The organism is Clostridium sp. LS3, from assembly GCF_055330225.1.
Genome location: NZ_CM143921.1, coordinates 3917302 through 3937021, shown reverse-complemented (window position 1 = coordinate 3937021; position 19720 = coordinate 3917302). Strand labels below are relative to the sequence as shown.

Here is a 19720-nt window from a genome sequence, read left to right as displayed (position 1 = left end):
AAAATTCTGTTTATTAACCTTTAATTTTATATTAGGAATTTGCAATTGTTTTTGCAACAAAGCATCCTGAGCTCCAAGCCCATTGAAGATTAAAACCTCCGCAATCACCATCTACATCTAGGATTTCACCACAAAAATATAGATTTTCAACTAATATAGATTCTAATGTTTTAGAATTAACATCTTTAGTATCTACTCCACCTATAGTAACTTGAGCTTGATTAAATCCATTAGTATCGGTGCATTTAAACTTCCAATATTTCAATAAATTAATAAGCCTTTTTTTCTCATCCCAAGCTAAATCATAGCAAGGGGAATGTAAATTTAATATATTTGCTTCCTTTAAAAGCGCAGGAATTAATTTTTTATTAACGATTCCAATAAGAGCATCTATAATTGGCCTATGAGAGAACATAGCAAAGTGGCCTTCTATGAAATCCTCAACTTCACTAAGTGATTGATTAGGCATCATATCAACAACTATTTCAACTTTTTTTGTTTTTAGTAATGCCTTTGAAGCATGCCCTGAAAGTTGCAAAATTGGAGGTCCTGATATACCATAATCGGTAAATAGTATTTCTCCAAACTCTTTTCTTACAGGGTTACCATCAACTAGTAATAGTGCATATCCATCAAATTTTACTCCTGTTATTGATTTTAGATAAGGGTTATCTAATTTTAGTTGAACTATCCCAGGAATAGTTTTAATTATAGAGTGGCCAAGAGATTTAGCTAAATTATATCCAGAGCCATCAGAACCAGTTTTAATTGCAGATTTTCCTCCACAGGCTAAAATTAATTTATTACATGTGAATAACTTATTCTCTTCGTTGCTTGTGGATAATTTAAACATTTTCTTCTTGTGGATATCTTTTACTTTGCAGTTTGTGTATAAGGGAATATTCCTATCTTCTAACGCTAATTTTAATATATCTACAACTGATGAAGCTTGTAGTGACTTAGGATACACCTTACCATTTTGTAATTCTATTATTGGAAGACCTAATGATAAAAAGAAATTTTCTGTATCATTTATATTAAAATTAGATAATACATTAGAAAAAAATCCTGTATTTTCACTATGATAAGAAAGGAAAGGGAAAGAAATAGTTCTATTAGATATATTACATCTTCCATTTCCAGTAGTAAGAATTTTTTTGCCTATCCTATCAGTTCCTTCAACTATGGCGACGTCTAAGCCAAAATCTTTAGCTGTAATTGCAGCGACTAATCCAGAAGCACCACCACCAACTATAATTAAATCATGATGTATCATAATTAAAATCTCCTTAAAATAATATAATAAATATAATTTTATCATAGTAATATAACTTATCAAATATGGGATACTAAATTAGAAGGGTAGAATGTATATAAATACTTTAAATATAAGCAGTATATTTTTATTAATATAAAAGTGTCTAAAAAATCAAAATAAGCTAACAAAAGTCTTAAATTACTAGTATGAAAATATAGATAATCAAAGTATTTTAAAAATAAAAAAAAAAGTTGTTAAAAAGTGTTGACACTATATTAAAATTTAGGTATTATAGTTTATGTGCTCGCCGAGCGAATAGCGAGTAACAATAAGCTAAAAACAAACATGGCTCCTTGGTCAAGCGGTCAAGACACCACCCTTTCACGGTGGTAACAGGGGTTCGATTCCCCTAGGAGTCACCATTTATGGAAGCATAGCTCAGCTGGGAGAGCATCTGCCTTACAAGCAGAGGGTCACAGGTTCGATCCCTGTTGTTTCCACCATAATCTGGCTCAGTAGCTCAGTTGGTTAGAGTGCCGGCCTGTCACGCCGGAGGTCGAGGGTTCGAGCCCCTTCTGAGTCGCCACTTTAAAGTGACACAAAATAAATATGGCTCCTTGGTCAAGCGGTCAAGACACCACCCTTTCACGGTGGTAACAGGGGTTCGATTCCCCTAGGAGTCACCATTCATGGAAGCATAGCTCAGCTGGGAGAGCATCTGCCTTACAAGCAGAGGGTCACAGGTTCGATCCCTGTTGTTTCCACCATAATCTGGCTCAGTAGCTCAGTTGGTTAGAGTGCCGGCCTGTCACGCCGGAGGTCGAGGGTTCGAGCCCCTTCTGAGTCGCCACTTTAAAGTGATAAATATATAATAAATGCTGGCATGGCTCAACGGTAGAGCAGCTGACTTGTAATCAGCAGGTTGTAGGTTCGATTCCTATTGCCAGCTCCATTATATGGCTCCTTGGTCAAGCGGTCAAGACACCACCCTTTCACGGTGGTAACAGGGGTTCGATTCCCCTAGGAGTCACCATTCATGGAAGCATAGCTCAGCTGGGAGAGCATCTGCCTTACAAGCAGAGGGTCACAGGTTCGATCCCTGTTGTTTCCACCATAAATTTTGGCTCAGTAGCTCAGTTGGTTAGAGTGCCGGCCTGTCACGCCGGAGGTCGAGGGTTCGAGCCCCTTCTGAGTCGCCACTTTAAGTGATAAGAAATATATAATATGTGCTGGCATGGCTCAACGGTAGAGCAGCTGACTTGTAATCAGCAGGTTGTAGGTTCGATTCCTATTGCCAGCTCCAGAAGCTTTGGAATATTTTCCAAAGCTTTTTGTTTTGCAAAAAAATATTTTTGTAAGATAAATAAAAAATAAAAGAAGATGGGAATAGTAAATTCCTATCTTCTTTTTAAATTTAATTGAATTCTTATGTCTTCAGCGTAAAACTTATATAACTTAAAATTACCAAGTAATCTAGAAGAAATTCTTTCCGTATATGTTTTTCTAATATCAAATAGAGTTAAATTTGTTGATATTAGCATTTTCTTCTTCTTTAATAATTTTTTATTTAATAGATTAAAAAATTCAGTAGCTGAAAAATCAGTTATTTGCTCTGCACCTAAGTCATCTATAATTAATAAATCACAGTTAATTAAAAAATTTTCTAATTCCATATTACCATTAAATCGTATATCCCTTAGGTTTTTAATTAACTCATCTATAGTCCTGTAAACAACTAAATATCCTTCATCAAGAAGCTCCTTAGCTACACAGCAGCTTAAAAAAGTTTTTCCAGTTCCAGAATCACCATAAAATAGTATATTATCATTAGTATTATTAAAATTATGAATAAAATCTCCTTTTAAATATTGAATAATATTTTCAATATTTTTTCTAGGTGTAAATTTATCATCACTTATTTTATGATTAGAAAATAAAGAAATATCAAGAGCATTAAAGTTAATTTCTTTTAAGGTATCTTCTAAATCAGAGTCTTTATAGTATAATTCTATTAACTTTTTCTTATAACAAGAGCACTTGTTAATTCCAATATACCCTTCATCTTTACATTTTGGACATCTATAATAAAGACTTAAATATTCTTGACTATATCCTCTAGAGACTAAAGCTTCACATTTTTTAAATCTTAAATCTGTTATTTCTTCTTTAATTTTCTTTAAAGAATTCTCATCTAAGCCCTTTAATATAGACAAAGATAAATTTAAAGACTTCTTTTGAATTAAATTATCTAGCTGTAAAATCTCAGGATATTTTTCTTCTATTTCTTTTCGTCTATTATTTAAATTTTTTTGTTCCTCAATCTTTATATTTTCATATATTGAAGTTAAATCTTTTTCATATCCTTTAATCATCATTATCCCATCCTAACAGTTTCTTTTCTAAAGAATCATAATCATAGTCACGGCCTTTAAAATTATCAAATCTTAATTTAGGCTTGTTAAAATTATTTGAATTAGAATTAGCATAATTTTTCTTTGAAGATAGATTCTTATAAGAGACCTCTTTTTCTTCGATCTGCTTTAGGCTTCTTAAGTTATCTTTGTTCCAACTTGATAATATTCCATCTATATATTTAAAATCCGCTCTATTTAGCCTTTGAAAACAAATATCACAAGCTTTTTTTATTATATCTAATGAAAAACCATAATTTGTAGTCCATTTTTCTAACATATCTTCCTGAGGCTTCATTATATCTGTATTTCTAATTCCTAAAAATTTAAGTATTTCTCTGTAGGTTCCCCATTTATCTTCTGTTTTTCTTATATAATTTTGTGCATCATCAATAGTTTTTATTTTCATTTCGTTCCATGCTAGTGCTACTTTTTCTATATATCTATGGTTAGTTTTACCCTTAGAAACACAAAATTCAATTATTAGAAGGATTAATTCAGAAGAAAAATTAAAATCTTTTTTCCATCCTATATAAGTTGTAAACTCGCTAGGGGATAGAGGTCTACCCAGTAGTCTTTCTATATCCTTCAACATACCATTATTAGTTTCATCTGAAAGTTCTGCTAATAAGTTAATTTCACTTTTATCAACATTATTATCAGAAGATAGATCTATAAATTCTATATCAAAGTTTCCCATTTTATCAATTGGGATTAGCCTTATAACACCTTCATCATTCCAATAATTAAGTGCATTTATTATATCAGACTCTAATAGATTTAATGATGTAGCTAATATTGACGCATTAACTCCAATTTCACCAGTAAAATTATATTTAAGCATTAAAAGATATACTTTAATAAATTCTCCTCGAGCTTTAGGCATATATTTTTCAATAAATATATTACTTATAGGAGTAAATTTTAAAGGCTTTGATTTAAGCATGAAAGTGCTCATAATTACAACCACCTTTCTAACAGTAATATTGCAATAACATAATTATAACAAAGAGGAGTAATAGGCTCAACAAAACTATAGAATATATAAAAAGAATATTATTTCTAAAACTGGGAAAACTAATAGATGTGTTGCTTAACATTATTAAAATGAAAGGAGATTTTATGGATATAAAAGGAGACTCGATAAAGGTAGCTAAAAAGGCTACATTATCAATATTTGTTATAGGGCTTATTTTAAATATTAGTTTTACTAAGGTAAAGGCTCAAACAGATGAAAGCTTCAGCAATATAAATCTGAACAAGCAAACATATTCTATATCAAATAAAGTATCAAGTGGAAATAATATACTTGATAATCTAATTGTGGCTTTAACAGGAAGAATAAACGGATATGAAGTAAGGTTAGATGATAAGATTATAGGATATACTTCAATAGAGAATGATATTAGTAATATAACAAATTTAGTTTTGGAAAAATATATAAGCGAAAAGAAGATTAAAGGAAGTTCAATAGTATCTTTTCAAATAAATGGAGATATAAAACTACAAGAAAATAAATTTGATGTAGCTTTATTACAAACAAATGAAGAACTGACTAGTGCTATATATGATTTATCAAAAGAAAATTCAAGTAACTTAAAGCTAAGTATAAAATATGTAAATGAAGATAATATAAAAATACAACCTAACACAATAATAATACCAAGTGATTCTATGTATTTAGGAGAAACAAAGGTTGAAGATGGAGAAGTAGGTCTGAAAAAGCAAGTAAAAGAAGTTACATATGAAAATGATAAACTTATAAGCACTAAAATAGTTAAGGAGGAAAAGATAAAAGAAGCAATAAGCAAAAAAGTTTATAGAGGAACTAAAAATCCATATAATTATGGAATCGCTTTTTTAAAAAGTCCAACTAGAGGAGGAGATATGACATCCGGATATGGCGAGAGATGGAACTCTTTCCATAAAGGAATAGATATTGCAGGGAACACAGGAGATGATGTTTTAGTTGCAATGGATGGGGAAGTTATATATGCTCAATATAATGATGGTGGCTATGGTAATTTAATAATGGTTAAGCACGAAGATAATATGATTACATATTATGGACACTTAGATGGATTTTATGTTAAGGTAGGAGATAAAGTTAAAAAGGGAGCTGTAATTGGAGCAATAGGAAACACTGGATTTAGCACTGGACCGCATTTACATTTTGAACTTAGAGTAAATAATGAACCAGTAGATCCAACTAATTATATAGTTCAATAAAATATATATTAAAGAGATATAAAATGAAAGGTGCTTTTATTAGTACCTTTCATTTTATTATAGAGTTAATATTTATTTTACCATCGCCTTGACAGTTTCTAGGAATATCTAGTAACTCACATGATACCTTTAAAAGAGATGATATATCTTTGGGGGTTAAATCCGGATTGCTTTCATAAATTAAAGCACATACGCCTGATACATAAGCTGCAGCTAGAGAAGTACCACTAAAGGTTTTATATGAACTATCTAGCTTTGAAGGATATAACTTAATTCCATCTCTTTCAGAAATATAACTGGTATTAGAGTTTAAAGAAACTATATCAACGCAGGCAGCACATAAATTAGGTTTTGAGTCCTTTTTTAATGTACCAACTGATGAATAAGTATAAGGTTTAATTTTTGATGTAGAGTCATAACCTGAAACGGTTATACAATCATTGCATAAAGCAATTCCTGTAATTGACCCTTCTAAATTTTTATTACTACCACTTGGGACTATACAAGTTATGTTTTTACTATTTGCTGATGATACCATTAAATTGAAACACTTTTGGAAAAATACATTATAATGTAATAATTCAAATGGTAAACATAAGATTTTTATATTATGCTTTTCATTTTCTTCAATAATCATCTCTATTGCATTAAGTACATCAGATATAAACCCCTTTCCACTTTTATCAAAGGCTTTATAGCAATGAATATTACATTCAGGAGCAATTCCACTATACATTCCATTGGATTTTCCTCCGCTTCCAGCAATTATTCCGGCGGTACAAGTTCCATGTCCATTATCATCATAAGGATATTTTAATCCATTTATTAAATCTATAAATGTAATTATTCTATTATAAGGAGTAATTAAATCAGGATGGGGATAAACGCCAGTATCTATAATTGCAACACTAACATTTTTACCTTTAACTTTGGTTTTACTAGATATTCTAATTTTATTTGCAGTACTAACGCTCATACCACATAAAGAGAAGTATTCGTCAAAGCAAATATAATCAACCTCTGGATATTCTAGTAATCTTTGAATACCATTAGAATTTAGTCTGGCACATATTAATTGACAATGCTTTATATTACTTATAAATTCACCTTTATAAGAGGGAATTTTTTTTATTAAGCTATCATGAAATTTTTTATATTTAATAAGTACTCTATAATTATTATAGGGTTTTGATAACATACAATTTTTTAAGTTTGAATCTAATTTTTTATTAAGTGAAAACATACTATACTCCTAAAATTGATCACAATATATAGTATATTAAAAGTATGATTTTTGTTAATAGTATAATTTCCTAAAGAGTAAAAAAGAAGAGAGCTTACACTCTCCACTTAAATATAATAATTCCTAATATCATTATAGCTATTCCAATAAACTCTCTAAGATGAAAAGATATTTTTTCAACACCAAATAAACCAAAAGCATCAACAGCTCCAGCAGAAGCAAGTTGTGCAACTAAAATTATAGCAATACCACATGTAGCACCCATTGCGCCAATACTTCTCATAACAGTAAAAATAATTATTACGCCAAGGACTCCACCTAGTAAATAGATTTTATTTACATCTTTTACATTCTTGAAACTTCCTTTGCCAAAAAACATTACAATAATTAATGTTACAATAAGTGCGGTTCCTTGTACTATAACGTTTGTTTCCCAGGTTCCAACTTTTTCTTCTAATTTAGTATTAAAAACACCTTGAAGTGTCATAGATATCCCCGAGATTATTGCATATAAAATTGCTAACATATAAAATCACCTCTAGGATAGTATTACACTTATTATAAAGAAATATTAAAAAACCTCCTAGAAATCTAGAAGGTTTTTTATTATCTACTAATAAATGATTCTTTAATTTTAGATTCTGAATAGCCTAAAGTAATTCCTAGACTTATAAAATCTTCAATAAGAGTCATGTAATGATCATCAGAAGGTGATATTATTAAGTCATTTAAATCTATAAAAAGATTTAAAAATTGATCACTTAAGCAATAATCATTTGGCTTTATAACAACTTCCTTAATATGATCATAGTGCCTATCAATTCCAATATTAATGATATGGGCAAAGCAATCTAAGTATTTTTTGAACAATACTGATTTATTTATTGGATTATCATTGTCTATCCAATATTTATAACACTTAGTTTCATCAGCTAATGAGCTAAGTTTTGTATGTAGTTCTAGATGTTTTCTAGCCCAAATTTTATATTCACTTAGAGTACTATCAATAATGATTTGTTTGTTTTTTTCTCTTTGTGATTCAAAGAAAGCTATAATTTCCATAAATATCCCCCTGTTTTTAAGGATTTACTATAATATATTTTACAAAAAGATTTCATAAATGAAAAGTGTGGTAAACGAATACAAAAAAATAAATTTTTTATATATTATGAAAATATAAAAAAGTGCTTAAAAAATTAAGCACTTTTCAATATTAAAGATATAAATTCTTTTTTAAAGGATAACTTTTTACTAAGGTTTCTCTTTTATTAGTAGAAAATTTCCATATTTCAATTCTATCAACTTTAAGAGTTTCACAATTAGATTTAAAGTTAACTTCACCATCAAACTTTTTCATATCTTTTGGAATATAATTAAGACTAGCTAAGGATATATGCATTGATGGCTCACTACTATAATTTTGTGTGTTAAATCCATATAGCTTTAAGGTATCGCTCATTAGTCTAGTAAGTCTTTTTATATACCCAACATCCTCTATTCTCATATTTAGAGTTTTGTTAGTTTCTGAAATTGAAACTTCAGTAGATAATTGAACCTTAAAATTCTTATAAGGCTTCACTATTTTATCTATAACAACATCTAATTTCTCTATATTAGGATTTTCAATTACTTCTAAAGGAATATATGGTGTGGGAGAGCTCCTATTAGCTCTAAATCTTTTAGAAAGATTTTTTTGAATAGGATTTAAATTTTTATAAGATTCATCATCAAATAATGCTACTAAGTAATATTTCATAGATTTAGCCTCTCATATTAAATTAATTTATATGTATTTAAAATTACATATAAACGTTTTTATAAATTATAACATATTACAAAAAATTAAAAAAGATATATAAAGAAAAGTTTGAATATTATAGAGGTAGTAAAAAAGGTTATTAAAAAAGAGTTTTGGAAGAAAAAACTCTATTTCCTTAAATTATTTTTATGTTATAATGAGTATTGTAAGTTTTTAAGAAAACTAAATTATTACAGAATAATGATGGATAATAGTTGAAATATTAGGAAAGATTAATAGATATATATAAATTATGATAAGGGTGAAATGGATGGAAAAGTTAGTTATAAATGGAGGAAAAGTTTTAAATGGTTCGGTTGATATAAATGGTGCTAAAAATTCAGCTGTAGCTATATTACCAGCAGCAATAATGGCTAGTGAAGGAAAGTGTTTAATAGATAATGTACCAGATATAGAAGATGTTCATTGTCTTGAAAGAATTTTAGTTAGCCTTGGATGCTCAGTAAACAAAATAGATAATAACACTTTAGAAATAGATGCAAGTGATGTAATAAGTGTAGAGGCATGTACTGATGATGTAAGAAGAATGAGAGCATCATATTATTTTATAGGAGCTTTATTATCAAGATTTAAAAAAGCAAGAGTAGAACTTCCAGGGGGATGCCCTATAGGAGTTAGACCAATAGACCAACATATAAAAGGATTTGAAGCATTAGGTGCAAAAGTAAGTATAGAGCATGGAGCTGTTACTGTAGAAGCTGAACACTTACATGGAGCAAATATATTCTTTGATGTTGTTACGGTTGGAGCAACTATAAATGTTATGATAGCAGCGACTTTGGCAGAAGGAACAACTATACTTGAAAATGTTGCAAAAGAACCTCATGTAGTAGACGTTGCAAACTTCTTAAACTCTATGGGTGCAGATATAAAAGGTGCAGGAACGGATGTAATTAGAGTAAAGGGTGTTGAAAAGTTATCAGGATGCAATTATAGTGTTATACCAGATCAAATAGAAGCAGGGACTTTTATGATTGCAGCAGCGGCAACAAAAGGTGATGTTACTATAAAAAATGTTATACCAAAGCACTTAGAATCAATTGCAGCAAAACTTACTGAAATGGGAGCAATAGTTGAAGAGGGCGATGATAGTGTTAGGGTTTATGTTGAAGGAGATTTAAAGGGAGTTAATGTAAAAACAGCTCCATATCCAGGGTTTCCAACAGATGTACAGCAACCAATGTCAGCTTTATTAAGTGTTGTTCCAGGAAAAAGTTTAATAGCTGAAAGTATTTGGGAAAGTAGACATAAGCATATAGATGAATTAAAGAAAATGGGTGCGACTATAAAGGTAGAAGGTAGAACTGCTATAGTAGAGGGAATTGATAAATTAGTAGGATCTAAAGTTATAGCGACAGATCTAAGAGCTGGAGCTGCTATGGTTATAGCAGGATTAATTGCAGAAGGTGTAACCGAAATATTAGAAATAGAGCATATAGATAGAGGATATCCGCATATTGAAAATAAATTTACTGCTTTAGGAGCAGATATAGTAAGAGTAGTAGAATAGTATCTACGTGAGGGATGGAAAAATGAAGTTTTGCTCATTATATAGTGGGAGCAGTGGCAATAGCATGTTTATAGCTTCGGAAAATGCTAAGATATTAATAGATGCGGGGTTACCAGGAAAAAAAATAGATGATGCCTTAAAGAGTATAGGAGAAAATCCTAATGAGATAGATGGAATATTTGTAACTCATGAGCACTCAGATCACATAAAAGGAATAGGTGTATTATCACGTAAATATGATATTCCTATATATAGCAATGCAGATACGTGGGCGGTTATGGAAGGGAATATAGGAAAAATAAAAGAACATAATATAAGGATAATGGATAGAAGATCTACCTTATCAATAAAGGATTTAGATGTAATATCATTCAATATACCTCATGATGCAGCTGCACCAGTTGGATACACTATGCATTCTAAAGGGAAAAAAATTAGTGTTACAACGGACTTTGGAATATATACAGAAGAAATAAGAGAGAATATAAGAGACTCAGAAATTATTTTGTTAGAAAGTAATCATGATGTAAATATGTTGAAATTTGGGCCATATCCATATAACTTAAAAAGAAGAATATTAAGCGAAGTTGGTCATTTATCTAATGAGGATTGTGGCAAAGCAATTGTTGATCTAGTTAGATATAAATTACATAAAAAGATAATATTAGGTCATTTAAGTGGAACTAATAATCATCCTGATTTAGCTTTACAAACAGTTAATTCAGTACTTTATGAAAATAATATAGTCCAGCAAGAAGATATTTTCTTAACTATGGCAAGCAGGCATGCTCCAAGCAACTTAATAGAAATTTAGTTATAAGGAAGAAGATGAATTATAATGGATAGTAAAAAAATATATGCATGTGAAGTTCATATTGATGATGCAATGGATGATTTAATTAATTACGAAGAAACATTTCCTATTATAGAAGAATTAAAAGGGAATAAGTGTAGTTATTGCAATGAAGAAGCATCTTATATTGTTAAGACTAATGAATAAAAATTTATTATAATTAATATAAAAAACCGTTTAAGAAGGAGAATGAGATATGAGTTTATATAAGCAATGGACAGATATGGTAGTTGAATATGTTAAGACAAAAGGGGAACAAGCTTTTTGGGATGAGTATATGGAAATAGAAAAAGCCTTATACAAAGAGTTATTAGCAAAGCATAAGGAGAAGTTTACTTTTACAATAGATGAACTAGCTAATAATAATAATACAACTCCAGAATTTATTATGGGATTTATTGATGGAATAAATGATAGTCTAAAAAATACACTTGATTTAGAAGCTGTAACAGCTACTGATGAAATATCATTAGAAGTAGATTTGGAAAATTTATACTTTAATATGTTAGATGCCAAGGCAGAATATCTATACACATTACCACAATGGGAAGGAATATTCTCACCAGAAAAGAGAAAAGAAATTCAAAAGAGATATAGAGACTCTGCTATGGTAAGAAATGATAACAAAATAGGAAGAAATGACCCTTGCACATGTGGAAGTGGAAAAAAATATAAGAAGTGTTGTGGAAAATAATTTTACAAGGACCTATTAAATATAGGTCTTTTTTTATTCTTTAGGAAATCATATTTCTAATTTAATTGTAGATAATTTAATCACTTTCTTTAATTAAAGCTTATGGGCCTAAAGAATAAAAAATAGAATATAGTGCGCGTGCAAGATTTTCCTCAGGCAAGCTTCGCAAATGCACATGCGCTAAAAAAAGTCGACGGCTCCACAGTTGCCTTGGCGACTTTTTTATTACAAAAATGAAAGGTTAATGTAATTGTTATAAATATGAGTTTATGAATAAAGCATATATAATTTATTTAAAGTAAATTTTAAGGAGAGTAATAATATGAAAAAAGCAATAGGAATTGTTATTTTTATACTAATTTTAAGTGGTGTTTTATTATTGATAAATTCTAATAAGTTAATTACATTAGGCTCAACAAAGTATTATATTAAAACAGTAAATGAATATGAGGATATAACAACTGATCCAAGATACAAAACATATGAATATAAAATAAATGGGTACGATAAGAATGGCAACGAAAAGCTAGTTACATTTACAGCAAATAAAGTTTTAAAGAGTGACAGATATCTAATGATATATGTAAAAGATGATAAAGCAAAAAGCTATGAAGAGGTAGAAACTAGCAAGTTGCCAACAAAGGTAAAAGAAATATATAATGAAAAATAAAAGTGAGTAATTTAATTATTCACTTTTATTAATATATTTAAAATTTATAAGAAAAAGTTTTATATTTACAAAAGCTTTTAAAGTCAAAGTTAATTTATTATAATAAGACTATTATATAATTAATGGAGGAGCTTATATGGATAGTAATCTTAATTTGGTTAATGAGCAAAGGATAATTAAAACAATAGAAGCATTAAAATCTAATAATATGAATGGTTATTTAGTAAAAACAAAGGAAGAGTTAATATCAAAAATAGAGGAATTAGTTCCGGATAAATCTACAGTATCTTGCGGAGGATCTATGTCCTTATTTGAGTATGGAGTTATAGATCACTTAAGAAGTGGAAGGTATAAATTCTTAGATAGATATGAAGAGGGATTAACTCAAGAAAAAATCACACAAATATTTAAAGAAAGCTTTTTTGCAGATGCATATTTTGCTAGCAGTAATGCGGTAACAGAGGATGGAAAATTATATAATGTTGATGGTAATGGAAATAGAGTTGCAGCTATGCTATATGGTCCAGAAAAAGTTATTCTTTTAGTTGGAGTAAATAAGATAGTTAAGAATATAGATGAAGCTATTAAAAGAATTAGAGAAGTGGCAGCACCAGCGAATGCTAAGCGATTAAATAAACATACTCCATGTGCTAAAGTCGGATATTGTATGGATTGTAAGAGCAAAGAAAAAATATGTAGAGAGTTTACTGTTATTGCAAGCCAAAGTAAAAAAGATAGGATTCATGTAATTTTTATAAACGATAATATAGGTTATTAGATTAATTAAGCTAGTAAATTTGTAGAACACTTGAATTTACTAGCTATTTTTTGTGTCAAAAATTCTTATATAAAATAATTATATTATATAAGAATTTATAAGGCAGGAGATAAAAAATGTTTGAAATGTTCCCTTTTTTAATAAATAATATGATGAGTGGGATGTTTAGTGGAAGCATGAATAATAACAATAATAATATTGATTACAATCAGAAAAGTTTTAGTAGTGGAAATGATATAATTAGTATATTTGGTGGAACATTTAATAGTGTATTTAATCAGGTTTTCACAACATTAATCACAAATGAAGAGCTAATGAATAATATAGTAGATACAGTTTTAAATAGTGATGTTGTAGGTTCTGTTCTGGATAGCATTGAAGATGAATCAAACTTAGACTTTATAGATTATGGTGATAGATATCTAATAGAAGGAAAGCTAATAGGAATAAATAAGAAGGATATAGATATAGACTATGAAGAGGATCATATAACAATTAAAGTTAAAAAAAATCAAGTTTTTAGTAATGAAAATTCAATGGTTGCAGTTTTTCAAGAGGGATCAAGTTTTCAAAAGAGTTTCTATGTACCAAATATAGAATCAAATAGAATAAAGGCTGTATATAACGCTGACGTACTTAGAATATATTTAAAGAAAAGGCCTCTAGTTGAAAAAGGAACAACAATAATTGATGTAGATAACTTTACAAATGCAGATAGCTTCATAGAAGTAGGTAATTTTAATGAGATATCTGATATGGATAAATCTACTGAATTATATAATCAAAGATATATAGAATAAAGCAATATAACTTAGAACATATGAGGAGAGAATAATATGAATATAACAATAATTTCTGTAGGAAAGCTAAAAGAAAAATATTTAAAGCAAGCAATAGATGAATACTCTAAAAGGTTAAGTAGATACTGTAAACTAGAGATAATAGAACTTCCAGACGAGAAGACTCCAGATAATGCATCAGAAAAAGAAGAACTACAAATAAAAGATAAAGAAGGAGATCTTATATTATCAAAAATAAAAGATAATATGTTTGTGGTGGCAATGGACTTAAAGGGAGAAAATTTAACATCAGAGAAGTTTGCAGGTTTCATAGAGAACTGTGGAGTGATGGGTAATTCTAATATAGCATTTATAATTGGGGGAAGTTTGGGATTATCACAAAGTGTTATTAAAAGAGCAAATTACAAGCTTTGTTTTTCAAAAATGACTTTCCCCCATCAACTATTTAGAGTTATGCTTTTAGAGCAAATTTATAGAGCATTTAGGATAATGAAGAATGAGCCATATCATAAGTAAATGAAAAAATTAGCCTTAACCACTGAAACTAATTGGTTAAGGCTGCTTTTACAAGTTGAAACACTATATCATAAGTGAAAATATAATGTCAGTAAATGTTGTAGAATATAATGCCGGAATAGAATCATTAAATTCTTCAATTTAACTTATAGATTTAGCGCATAGTTTGACTAATATAAAAAAGCTTTCACAAAAATATGGGAGAATAATTTCTCTAAGAAAAAGTGCTAATCTTGCAAGGATGGAGCACTTTTTTTGGTTACTTTTAACCATTATATCAATACCAATAAATTTTTCATTCTATATAATTTAATACAATATCTGTATAAAAAACATACCACTTACAAAGAATAACTAACCACTTACTGTTGTTATATTTACAAGGGGAAAAACAGTTAATATAATAGAAAATATGGGGAGTGGAAATATGAAAATACGAATTGAAGTAGATAATAAAATTAAAGAAAATGAAGTTATTATTAGATGCAGTGAACTAAGTGAAGATGTTAAAAATATTCAAATTATGCTTGACGATATGTTGTCATACAAAAAACAGATAACTTTTTACAGAGGTGATACTGAGTATTATCTTTCCTTGGAAGAAGTCTTGTTTTTTGAAACTGAGGAAAATGGAATTTGTGCACATACCATTGAGAATATATATAATGTGAAGTATAAGCTTTATGAACTTGAAGAATTTTTACCAGGATACTTTATGAGAGTTTCAAAATCAACAATTCTAAATACAAATCATATTTACTCCATAACACGTAGCATATCATCATCAAGTAAGGTTGAATTTCAAGATACTCATAAACAGGTGTATGTTTCAAGATATTATTATAAACCATTAAAAATTAAATTATTAGAAAAGAGGAAATGAGATGAAAAAAGAGAGAATTTTTTGGGGACTCGCATTTATATTAGTAGGAGTTTTCTTGATTGTAAGTAAGCTTGGATACTTTCCTGATGTAAATGTATTTAGTTTACTGTTAACAGTTTTTTTAGTAGTAGTTATTGTGAAAAGTTTTATTCGTATTAACTTTGCAGGTATTTTATTCCCTATTGCATTTCTTTGTATAATATATGATAAACAATTAGGGATTACAAATATTACACCTTGGACTGTATTGATTGCAGCACTACTTGGTAGTATTGGTCTTTCTATGATTTTTCATAAGCCTACTAAATGGATTAACACAAAATATAATTATGAAGATTATAAATTTGAGAAGATTGATGTAGAAGACGAAAGTAATATTAGATTTAAAAATTCATTTGGCGCTAGTATAAAATATATAAATACAGATAATTTTGAGCAAGCAGATTTTAATTGTTCTTTTGGAGCTATGAAATTGTATTTTGATAATGCAATTATGCGTAAGGATAATGCTATAGTTAGGATTAATGCTTCTTTTTCAGGAATAGAATTATATGTACCAAAAACTTGGAATATTGATGATAAAACTAATGTATTTTTAGGTGGTATTAGTGAAAAAAATAAAAATGATAAAGTAATAACTAATACCTTAACATTAGTTGGTGATATTAATTTTTCAGGAGTAGAAATAATTTATATATAATTAAAAATAAAGAAAAGAGAAAAACCTCACTAGCAAGTGATATGGAGAACAATATCATAAATAAATGAGGAAAGTAGCCTTAACCATTGATATTATTTGGTTAAGGCTATTTCTTATTATGAGGAACAAGGATTAATAAAGTCTAAAAAGAATAGCGATGAATATAGGGGATAGAATTTATAATTAATTATGCAAATCATAGAATAAACTTAATAACAACATATCCTTTTAATTTATTGGAAGTTTAATTTTTAATTATTAACATAACTTTTTTCTTAATACTGGAATTAGAAATTTTAATATAATTCTAGCTAATTAAAATACTAAATGTTGACAAGAAACCTATTGTAAACGTATAATATTAATATAGAAAATTATAAACCGGTTTACTAAACTTAATTTCTTTAAATATTATAAGATAAGGTAGGTATTTTATGAAAAAGAGTAAAGAGTCAACAAAAAGATTAATTGCATTAGCTTTAGCAGGAAGTGTAATTATTACTACAGCTTTAGGTACAACTGTAAATGCAGTAACAAATCAAGATAACACAAATAGTATCGTTGCCAATGCTAATGGAGATATAGACAAGTTAATAGAATCTCTTAGACTAAAATGGAAAGAAGATTTAACTGGAGGAGCATCAATTGATGTAACCAATCCAACTATAGCAAAAAAAATAGAGGGATATGCAAAACAAGCTAAGATATATTCAGAATCTATGAATTTAGATGAAAGTAAAAATTATCTATGGGCAGACTTACAAGATTATAAAGCTAACCCTGCAAGAATAACATCAATGTTTAATAACATTGTATCTATGACTATGGCTTATAGCTTACCTAATAATACTTACTACAAAAATGAAGACTTGAAAAACAAAATAATTTATGCATTAGAGTGGATAAATAAGAATGCTTATAATGAAAGTATAGAACAATATGGTAACTGGTGGGATTGGATGATTGGAATACCTGCTAGATTAAACAATGTTGTTATATTAATGTATGATGACTTAACTCAAGAACAAGTAACAAAATATATGAATGCAATACAAAAATTCTTACCAAGTATTGAGCCAGGAAGTAAATATCATACAGGAGCTAATTTAGCAGATGTATGTGTAAATAAGCTACTTCAAGGTGTTAACTTAAAAGATCCTGATAAAATAAAAGAAGCATCAGAAGATATAGGGGATGTCTTTAAGTATGTAACGAGTGGAGATGGTTTCTATCCAGATGGATCTTATGTTCAACATGGAATAGTTGCTTATACTGGATCATACGGAAATGTGCTTATAGATAAAATTTCTAATATAATGTTCTTATTAGAAGGAACTCCATGGGAGCTTAGTTCAGATTACAAAAATAATGCATACAATTGGATATTTGAAAGCTTTGACCCTGTAATATATAAAGGATATGTTATGGACATGGTCAGAGGAAGATCTATATCTAGATTCGATGGAAACGGATACATGCAAGCGGCGGGTATAATAGAGGGAATGCTTAAAATATCTCTGATTTCAGATGAAGCTACAGCTAGTAAAATACAAGCATTAGTAAAGCAGTGGTCTACAGAAGCAAGTAGTGTACTAGACTTTGGAACAAAGTTTAAATCAATAAATGTAACAAACAAGTTCTATGCAATTATGAAAGACCCAACTATCGCTACGGCGGAGCAAGGAGATGCACATTATGCCTTAAATATGATGGATAAAACTATTCATGAAAGACAAGATTATGGACTAGCTATTGCAAGAAGCTCAAATAGAATAAGTAAATATGAATTCATGAATAAAGAAAACTTAAAGCCTTGGTTCCAAGGAGATGGTATGCTTTATCTTCATAATAGTGATTTAACTCAATTCTCAGATGATTTCTGGCCAACGATAGATCCATATAGAATGCCAGGAACAACTATAGATAAGAGATTAAGAAGTGATAAAGGTATTCTTCCAGGAGTAGATCCAGGTTCTCCACTACAAGATGAAGTTTACTATGAATTAGGAAACAGCAACTGGTCTGGTGGAGCTAAGCTAGGGGTATATGGTGCTGCAGGAATGCAAATAGACAACAAGTATGACTCTTTAAAGGCAAATAAATCATGGTTTATGTTTGATAATGAAATTGTTGCTTTAGGTTCAGGTATCACTAATCCAGAAGATTTTAGCACAGAAACAATAATTGAAAATAGAAAGATAAGAAAAGATGGTTCAAATAAATTTATTGTTGATGGAGCTGAAAAGGTACAAGCTTTAGGAGATAAAGATAGTGCTAATGAAGCTAAGTGGGCTTATTTAGAAGGAAATGTAGAGAGAGCAAATATAGGATACTATTTTCCAAATGGAGCTAACATTAATCTATTAAGAGAAAATAGAGAAGGAAATTGGTTTGATATAAATGCTTCTAAACCAGCAGGAAATAAAATTATTACAAACAACTATTTAACTATGTATATAGATCATGGAAAAAATATAAAGGATCAATCATATAGCTATGTATTATTACCAAATAAATCTTCACAACAAGTAGCAGAATATGCTAATAATCCAAATATTGAAATTGTAAGAAATGATGAAATAGCTCATGGAGTTAAACACACAACTTTAAATATGGAAGGAGCTAACTTCTGGGTAGATGGAAAAAATACATCAGGAAGTATAACATCATCAGGAAAAGCATCAGTTATGATAAAGGAAAATGTCGATAATACATTAACAATATCTGTTTCTGATCCTACTTTCCAAGGAGAAAATATATCAATAGAAGTTGCGAAATCAGCAACTAAATTAGTAAAAGCAGATGATCAAATCTCAAATGTGAACTTAAAAGATGGAAAGATAGCCTTTGATGTAAATACTTCAAATGCTATGGGAGCAAGCTTTGAATTAGTAGTTGAGTTAGGTAATGCAGAAGTTACAAATGAAGCTCCAGTAATTAATGGTGAAGATATAAAATTATATGTTGGAGATAAGTGGGATAAAGATATTCATAAATTAGTTGCATCAGATAAAGAAGATGGAGATTTAACTAACAATATAAATATAAAATCTAACAATATTAAATTAGACTCTAATTCTGTTGTTACTGAAAAGGGAGAATACAGTGTAGTATTTGAAGTTTCTGATAGTAAAGGTGTTAAAACAGAAAAAGAACTTAAGGTAGTAGTAGAAGAAAAAGCAGAAACTTCTAGTGATAAAAATTCTAATGACAAAGAATCTATCAATAAAGATAAGTTACCTAATACAGGGGCTGTAGTAGGAGGAACTGCTATAGCTGGAATTGGTGGAGCATTAACTTTATTAGGATTAAAAATGTTTAGGAGAAAGAAAAATTAATTATTAGTTTTATAGAAA

The 19720-nt window shown here is 29.1% G+C and carries 19 protein-coding genes and 11 tRNA genes; 23 read left to right on the top strand and 7 right to left on the bottom strand.

Annotated elements, in window-relative coordinates; genetic code table 11:
• Positions 1-31: 31 nt before the first annotated feature.
• Positions 32-1276, bottom strand: coding sequence for a BaiN/RdsA family NAD(P)/FAD-dependent oxidoreductase (locus ACZJV1_RS18585; protein ID WP_463651022.1), 1245 nt, complete (start codon positions 1274-1276; stop codon positions 32-34).
• A gap of 329 nt (positions 1277-1605) precedes the next feature.
• On the opposite strand from ACZJV1_RS18585, the gene ACZJV1_RS18580 reads away from it, so the two are divergent.
• From ACZJV1_RS18580 to ACZJV1_RS18530, 11 genes are all read left to right on the top strand, one after another.
• A tRNA-Glu gene (locus ACZJV1_RS18580) sits at positions 1606-1680 on the top strand.
• Between the two features lie 5 nt (positions 1681-1685).
• Positions 1686-1761: transfer RNA gene (locus ACZJV1_RS18575), tRNA-Val, on the top strand.
• Between the two features lie 6 nt (positions 1762-1767).
• Positions 1768-1844 (top strand) — tRNA-Asp (locus tag ACZJV1_RS18570).
• Positions 1845-1869: 25 nt separating this feature from the next.
• Positions 1870-1944, top strand: a tRNA-Glu gene (locus tag ACZJV1_RS18565).
• A 5-nt stretch (positions 1945-1949) separates the two neighbouring features.
• A tRNA-Val gene (locus tag ACZJV1_RS18560) sits at positions 1950-2025 on the top strand.
• A gap of 6 nt (positions 2026-2031) precedes the next feature.
• Positions 2032-2108: transfer RNA gene (locus ACZJV1_RS18555), tRNA-Asp, on the top strand.
• A gap of 27 nt (positions 2109-2135) precedes the next feature.
• Positions 2136-2210, top strand: a tRNA-Thr gene (locus tag ACZJV1_RS18550).
• A 6-nt stretch (positions 2211-2216) separates the two neighbouring features.
• Positions 2217-2291 (top strand) — tRNA-Glu (locus tag ACZJV1_RS18545).
• Positions 2292-2296: 5 nt separating this feature from the next.
• Positions 2297-2372, top strand: a tRNA-Val gene (locus tag ACZJV1_RS18540).
• A gap of 8 nt (positions 2373-2380) precedes the next feature.
• Positions 2381-2457 (top strand) — tRNA-Asp (locus ACZJV1_RS18535).
• A gap of 29 nt (positions 2458-2486) precedes the next feature.
• A tRNA-Thr gene (locus ACZJV1_RS18530) sits at positions 2487-2561 on the top strand.
• A gap of 94 nt (positions 2562-2655) precedes the next feature.
• Here ACZJV1_RS18530 and ACZJV1_RS18525 read toward each other — a convergent pair.
• Together ACZJV1_RS18525 and ACZJV1_RS18520 are read right to left on the bottom strand one after the other, a co-directional pair.
• Entirely contained in the window at positions 2656-3630 is a 975-nt protein-coding gene (locus ACZJV1_RS18525) for an ATP-binding protein (RefSeq protein WP_463652178.1), read from the bottom strand.
• A complete protein-coding gene (locus ACZJV1_RS18520; protein ID WP_411169296.1) occupies positions 3623-4627 on the bottom strand; it encodes a DnaD domain protein in 1005 nt (334 codons plus the stop codon). The genes ACZJV1_RS18525 and ACZJV1_RS18520 overlap by 8 nt, the downstream gene beginning before the upstream one ends.
• Before the next feature lie 164 nt (positions 4628-4791).
• Here ACZJV1_RS18520 and ACZJV1_RS18515 point away from each other — a divergent pair, with 164 nt between their 5' ends.
• Positions 4792-5898, top strand: coding sequence for a peptidoglycan DD-metalloendopeptidase family protein (locus tag ACZJV1_RS18515; RefSeq protein ID WP_411169295.1), 1107 nt, complete (start codon positions 4792-4794; stop codon positions 5896-5898).
• Between the two features lie 49 nt (positions 5899-5947).
• Here ACZJV1_RS18515 and ACZJV1_RS18510 read toward each other — a convergent pair whose 3' ends face one another.
• The 4 genes from ACZJV1_RS18510 to ACZJV1_RS18495 form a co-directional block, all read right to left on the bottom strand.
• Positions 5948-7141: a S8 family serine peptidase gene (locus tag ACZJV1_RS18510; protein WP_460289111.1), complete on the bottom strand. Its 1194-nt coding sequence runs from the start codon at positions 7139-7141 to the stop codon at positions 5948-5950.
• Positions 7142-7235: 94 nt separating this feature from the next.
• Positions 7236-7667 (bottom strand): DMT family transporter, encoded by a 432-nt coding sequence (locus tag ACZJV1_RS18505; protein WP_460289112.1) that lies wholly within the window; start codon positions 7665-7667, stop codon positions 7236-7238.
• A gap of 80 nt (positions 7668-7747) precedes the next feature.
• Positions 7748-8203 (bottom strand): dUTP diphosphatase, encoded by a 456-nt coding sequence (locus tag ACZJV1_RS18500; protein WP_460289113.1) that lies wholly within the window; start codon positions 8201-8203, stop codon positions 7748-7750.
• 151 nt (positions 8204-8354) lie between these two features.
• Complete coding sequence (locus tag ACZJV1_RS18495; RefSeq protein ID WP_411169292.1) at positions 8355-8897, bottom strand: hypothetical protein; 543 nt, start codon at positions 8895-8897, stop codon at positions 8355-8357.
• Between the two features lie 313 nt (positions 8898-9210).
• Between ACZJV1_RS18495 and ACZJV1_RS18490 the strand changes: the two genes are divergently transcribed.
• The 11 genes from ACZJV1_RS18490 (at position 9211) to ACZJV1_RS18440 (ending at position 19702) form a co-directional block, all read left to right on the top strand.
• On the top strand, positions 9211-10470 hold the full coding sequence (locus ACZJV1_RS18490) for a UDP-N-acetylglucosamine 1-carboxyvinyltransferase (protein WP_411169291.1): 1260 nt from the start codon (positions 9211-9213) through the stop codon (positions 10468-10470).
• A gap of 22 nt (positions 10471-10492) precedes the next feature.
• Complete coding sequence (locus ACZJV1_RS18485) at positions 10493-11284, top strand: MBL fold metallo-hydrolase (RefSeq protein ID WP_460289114.1); 792 nt, start codon at positions 10493-10495, stop codon at positions 11282-11284.
• Between the two features lie 24 nt (positions 11285-11308).
• The gene (locus ACZJV1_RS18480) at positions 11309-11470 is read left to right on the top strand and encodes a CxxH/CxxC protein (protein ID WP_411169289.1); all 162 of its coding nucleotides are present in this window, start codon (positions 11309-11311) and stop codon (positions 11468-11470) included.
• Positions 11471-11519: 49 nt separating this feature from the next.
• A complete protein-coding gene (locus ACZJV1_RS18475) occupies positions 11520-12017 on the top strand; it encodes an SEC-C metal-binding domain-containing protein (protein WP_460289115.1) in 498 nt (165 codons plus the stop codon).
• Positions 12018-12339: 322 nt separating this feature from the next.
• Positions 12340-12687 carry a YxeA family protein gene (locus ACZJV1_RS18470; RefSeq protein WP_460289116.1) on the top strand — a complete coding sequence of 116 codons (348 nt, stop codon included), beginning with the start codon at positions 12340-12342 and terminating at the stop codon, positions 12685-12687.
• A gap of 136 nt (positions 12688-12823) precedes the next feature.
• A complete protein-coding gene (locus ACZJV1_RS18465; RefSeq protein WP_460289117.1) occupies positions 12824-13465 on the top strand; it encodes a lactate utilization protein in 642 nt (213 codons plus the stop codon).
• 116 nt (positions 13466-13581) lie between these two features.
• Positions 13582-14265, top strand: a complete 684-nt coding sequence (locus ACZJV1_RS18460) for an Hsp20 family protein (protein WP_463651021.1) — start codon at positions 13582-13584, stop codon at positions 14263-14265.
• 36 nt (positions 14266-14301) lie between these two features.
• Positions 14302-14781 (top strand): 23S rRNA (pseudouridine(1915)-N(3))-methyltransferase RlmH, encoded by a 480-nt coding sequence (rlmH, locus tag ACZJV1_RS18455; RefSeq protein ID WP_411169284.1) that lies wholly within the window; start codon positions 14302-14304, stop codon positions 14779-14781.
• Between the two features lie 427 nt (positions 14782-15208).
• On the top strand, positions 15209-15664 hold the full coding sequence (locus ACZJV1_RS18450) for a LytTR family DNA-binding domain-containing protein (RefSeq protein ID WP_463651020.1): 456 nt from the start codon (positions 15209-15211) through the stop codon (positions 15662-15664).
• Position 15665: 1 nt separating this feature from the next.
• Positions 15666-16364: a LiaF transmembrane domain-containing protein gene (locus ACZJV1_RS18445; protein WP_463651019.1), complete on the top strand. Its 699-nt coding sequence runs from the start codon at positions 15666-15668 to the stop codon at positions 16362-16364.
• A gap of 434 nt (positions 16365-16798) precedes the next feature.
• Positions 16799-19702, top strand: coding sequence for a polysaccharide lyase 8 family protein (locus tag ACZJV1_RS18440; RefSeq protein WP_463651018.1), 2904 nt, complete (start codon positions 16799-16801; stop codon positions 19700-19702).
• Positions 19703-19720: the final 18 nt, after the last annotated feature.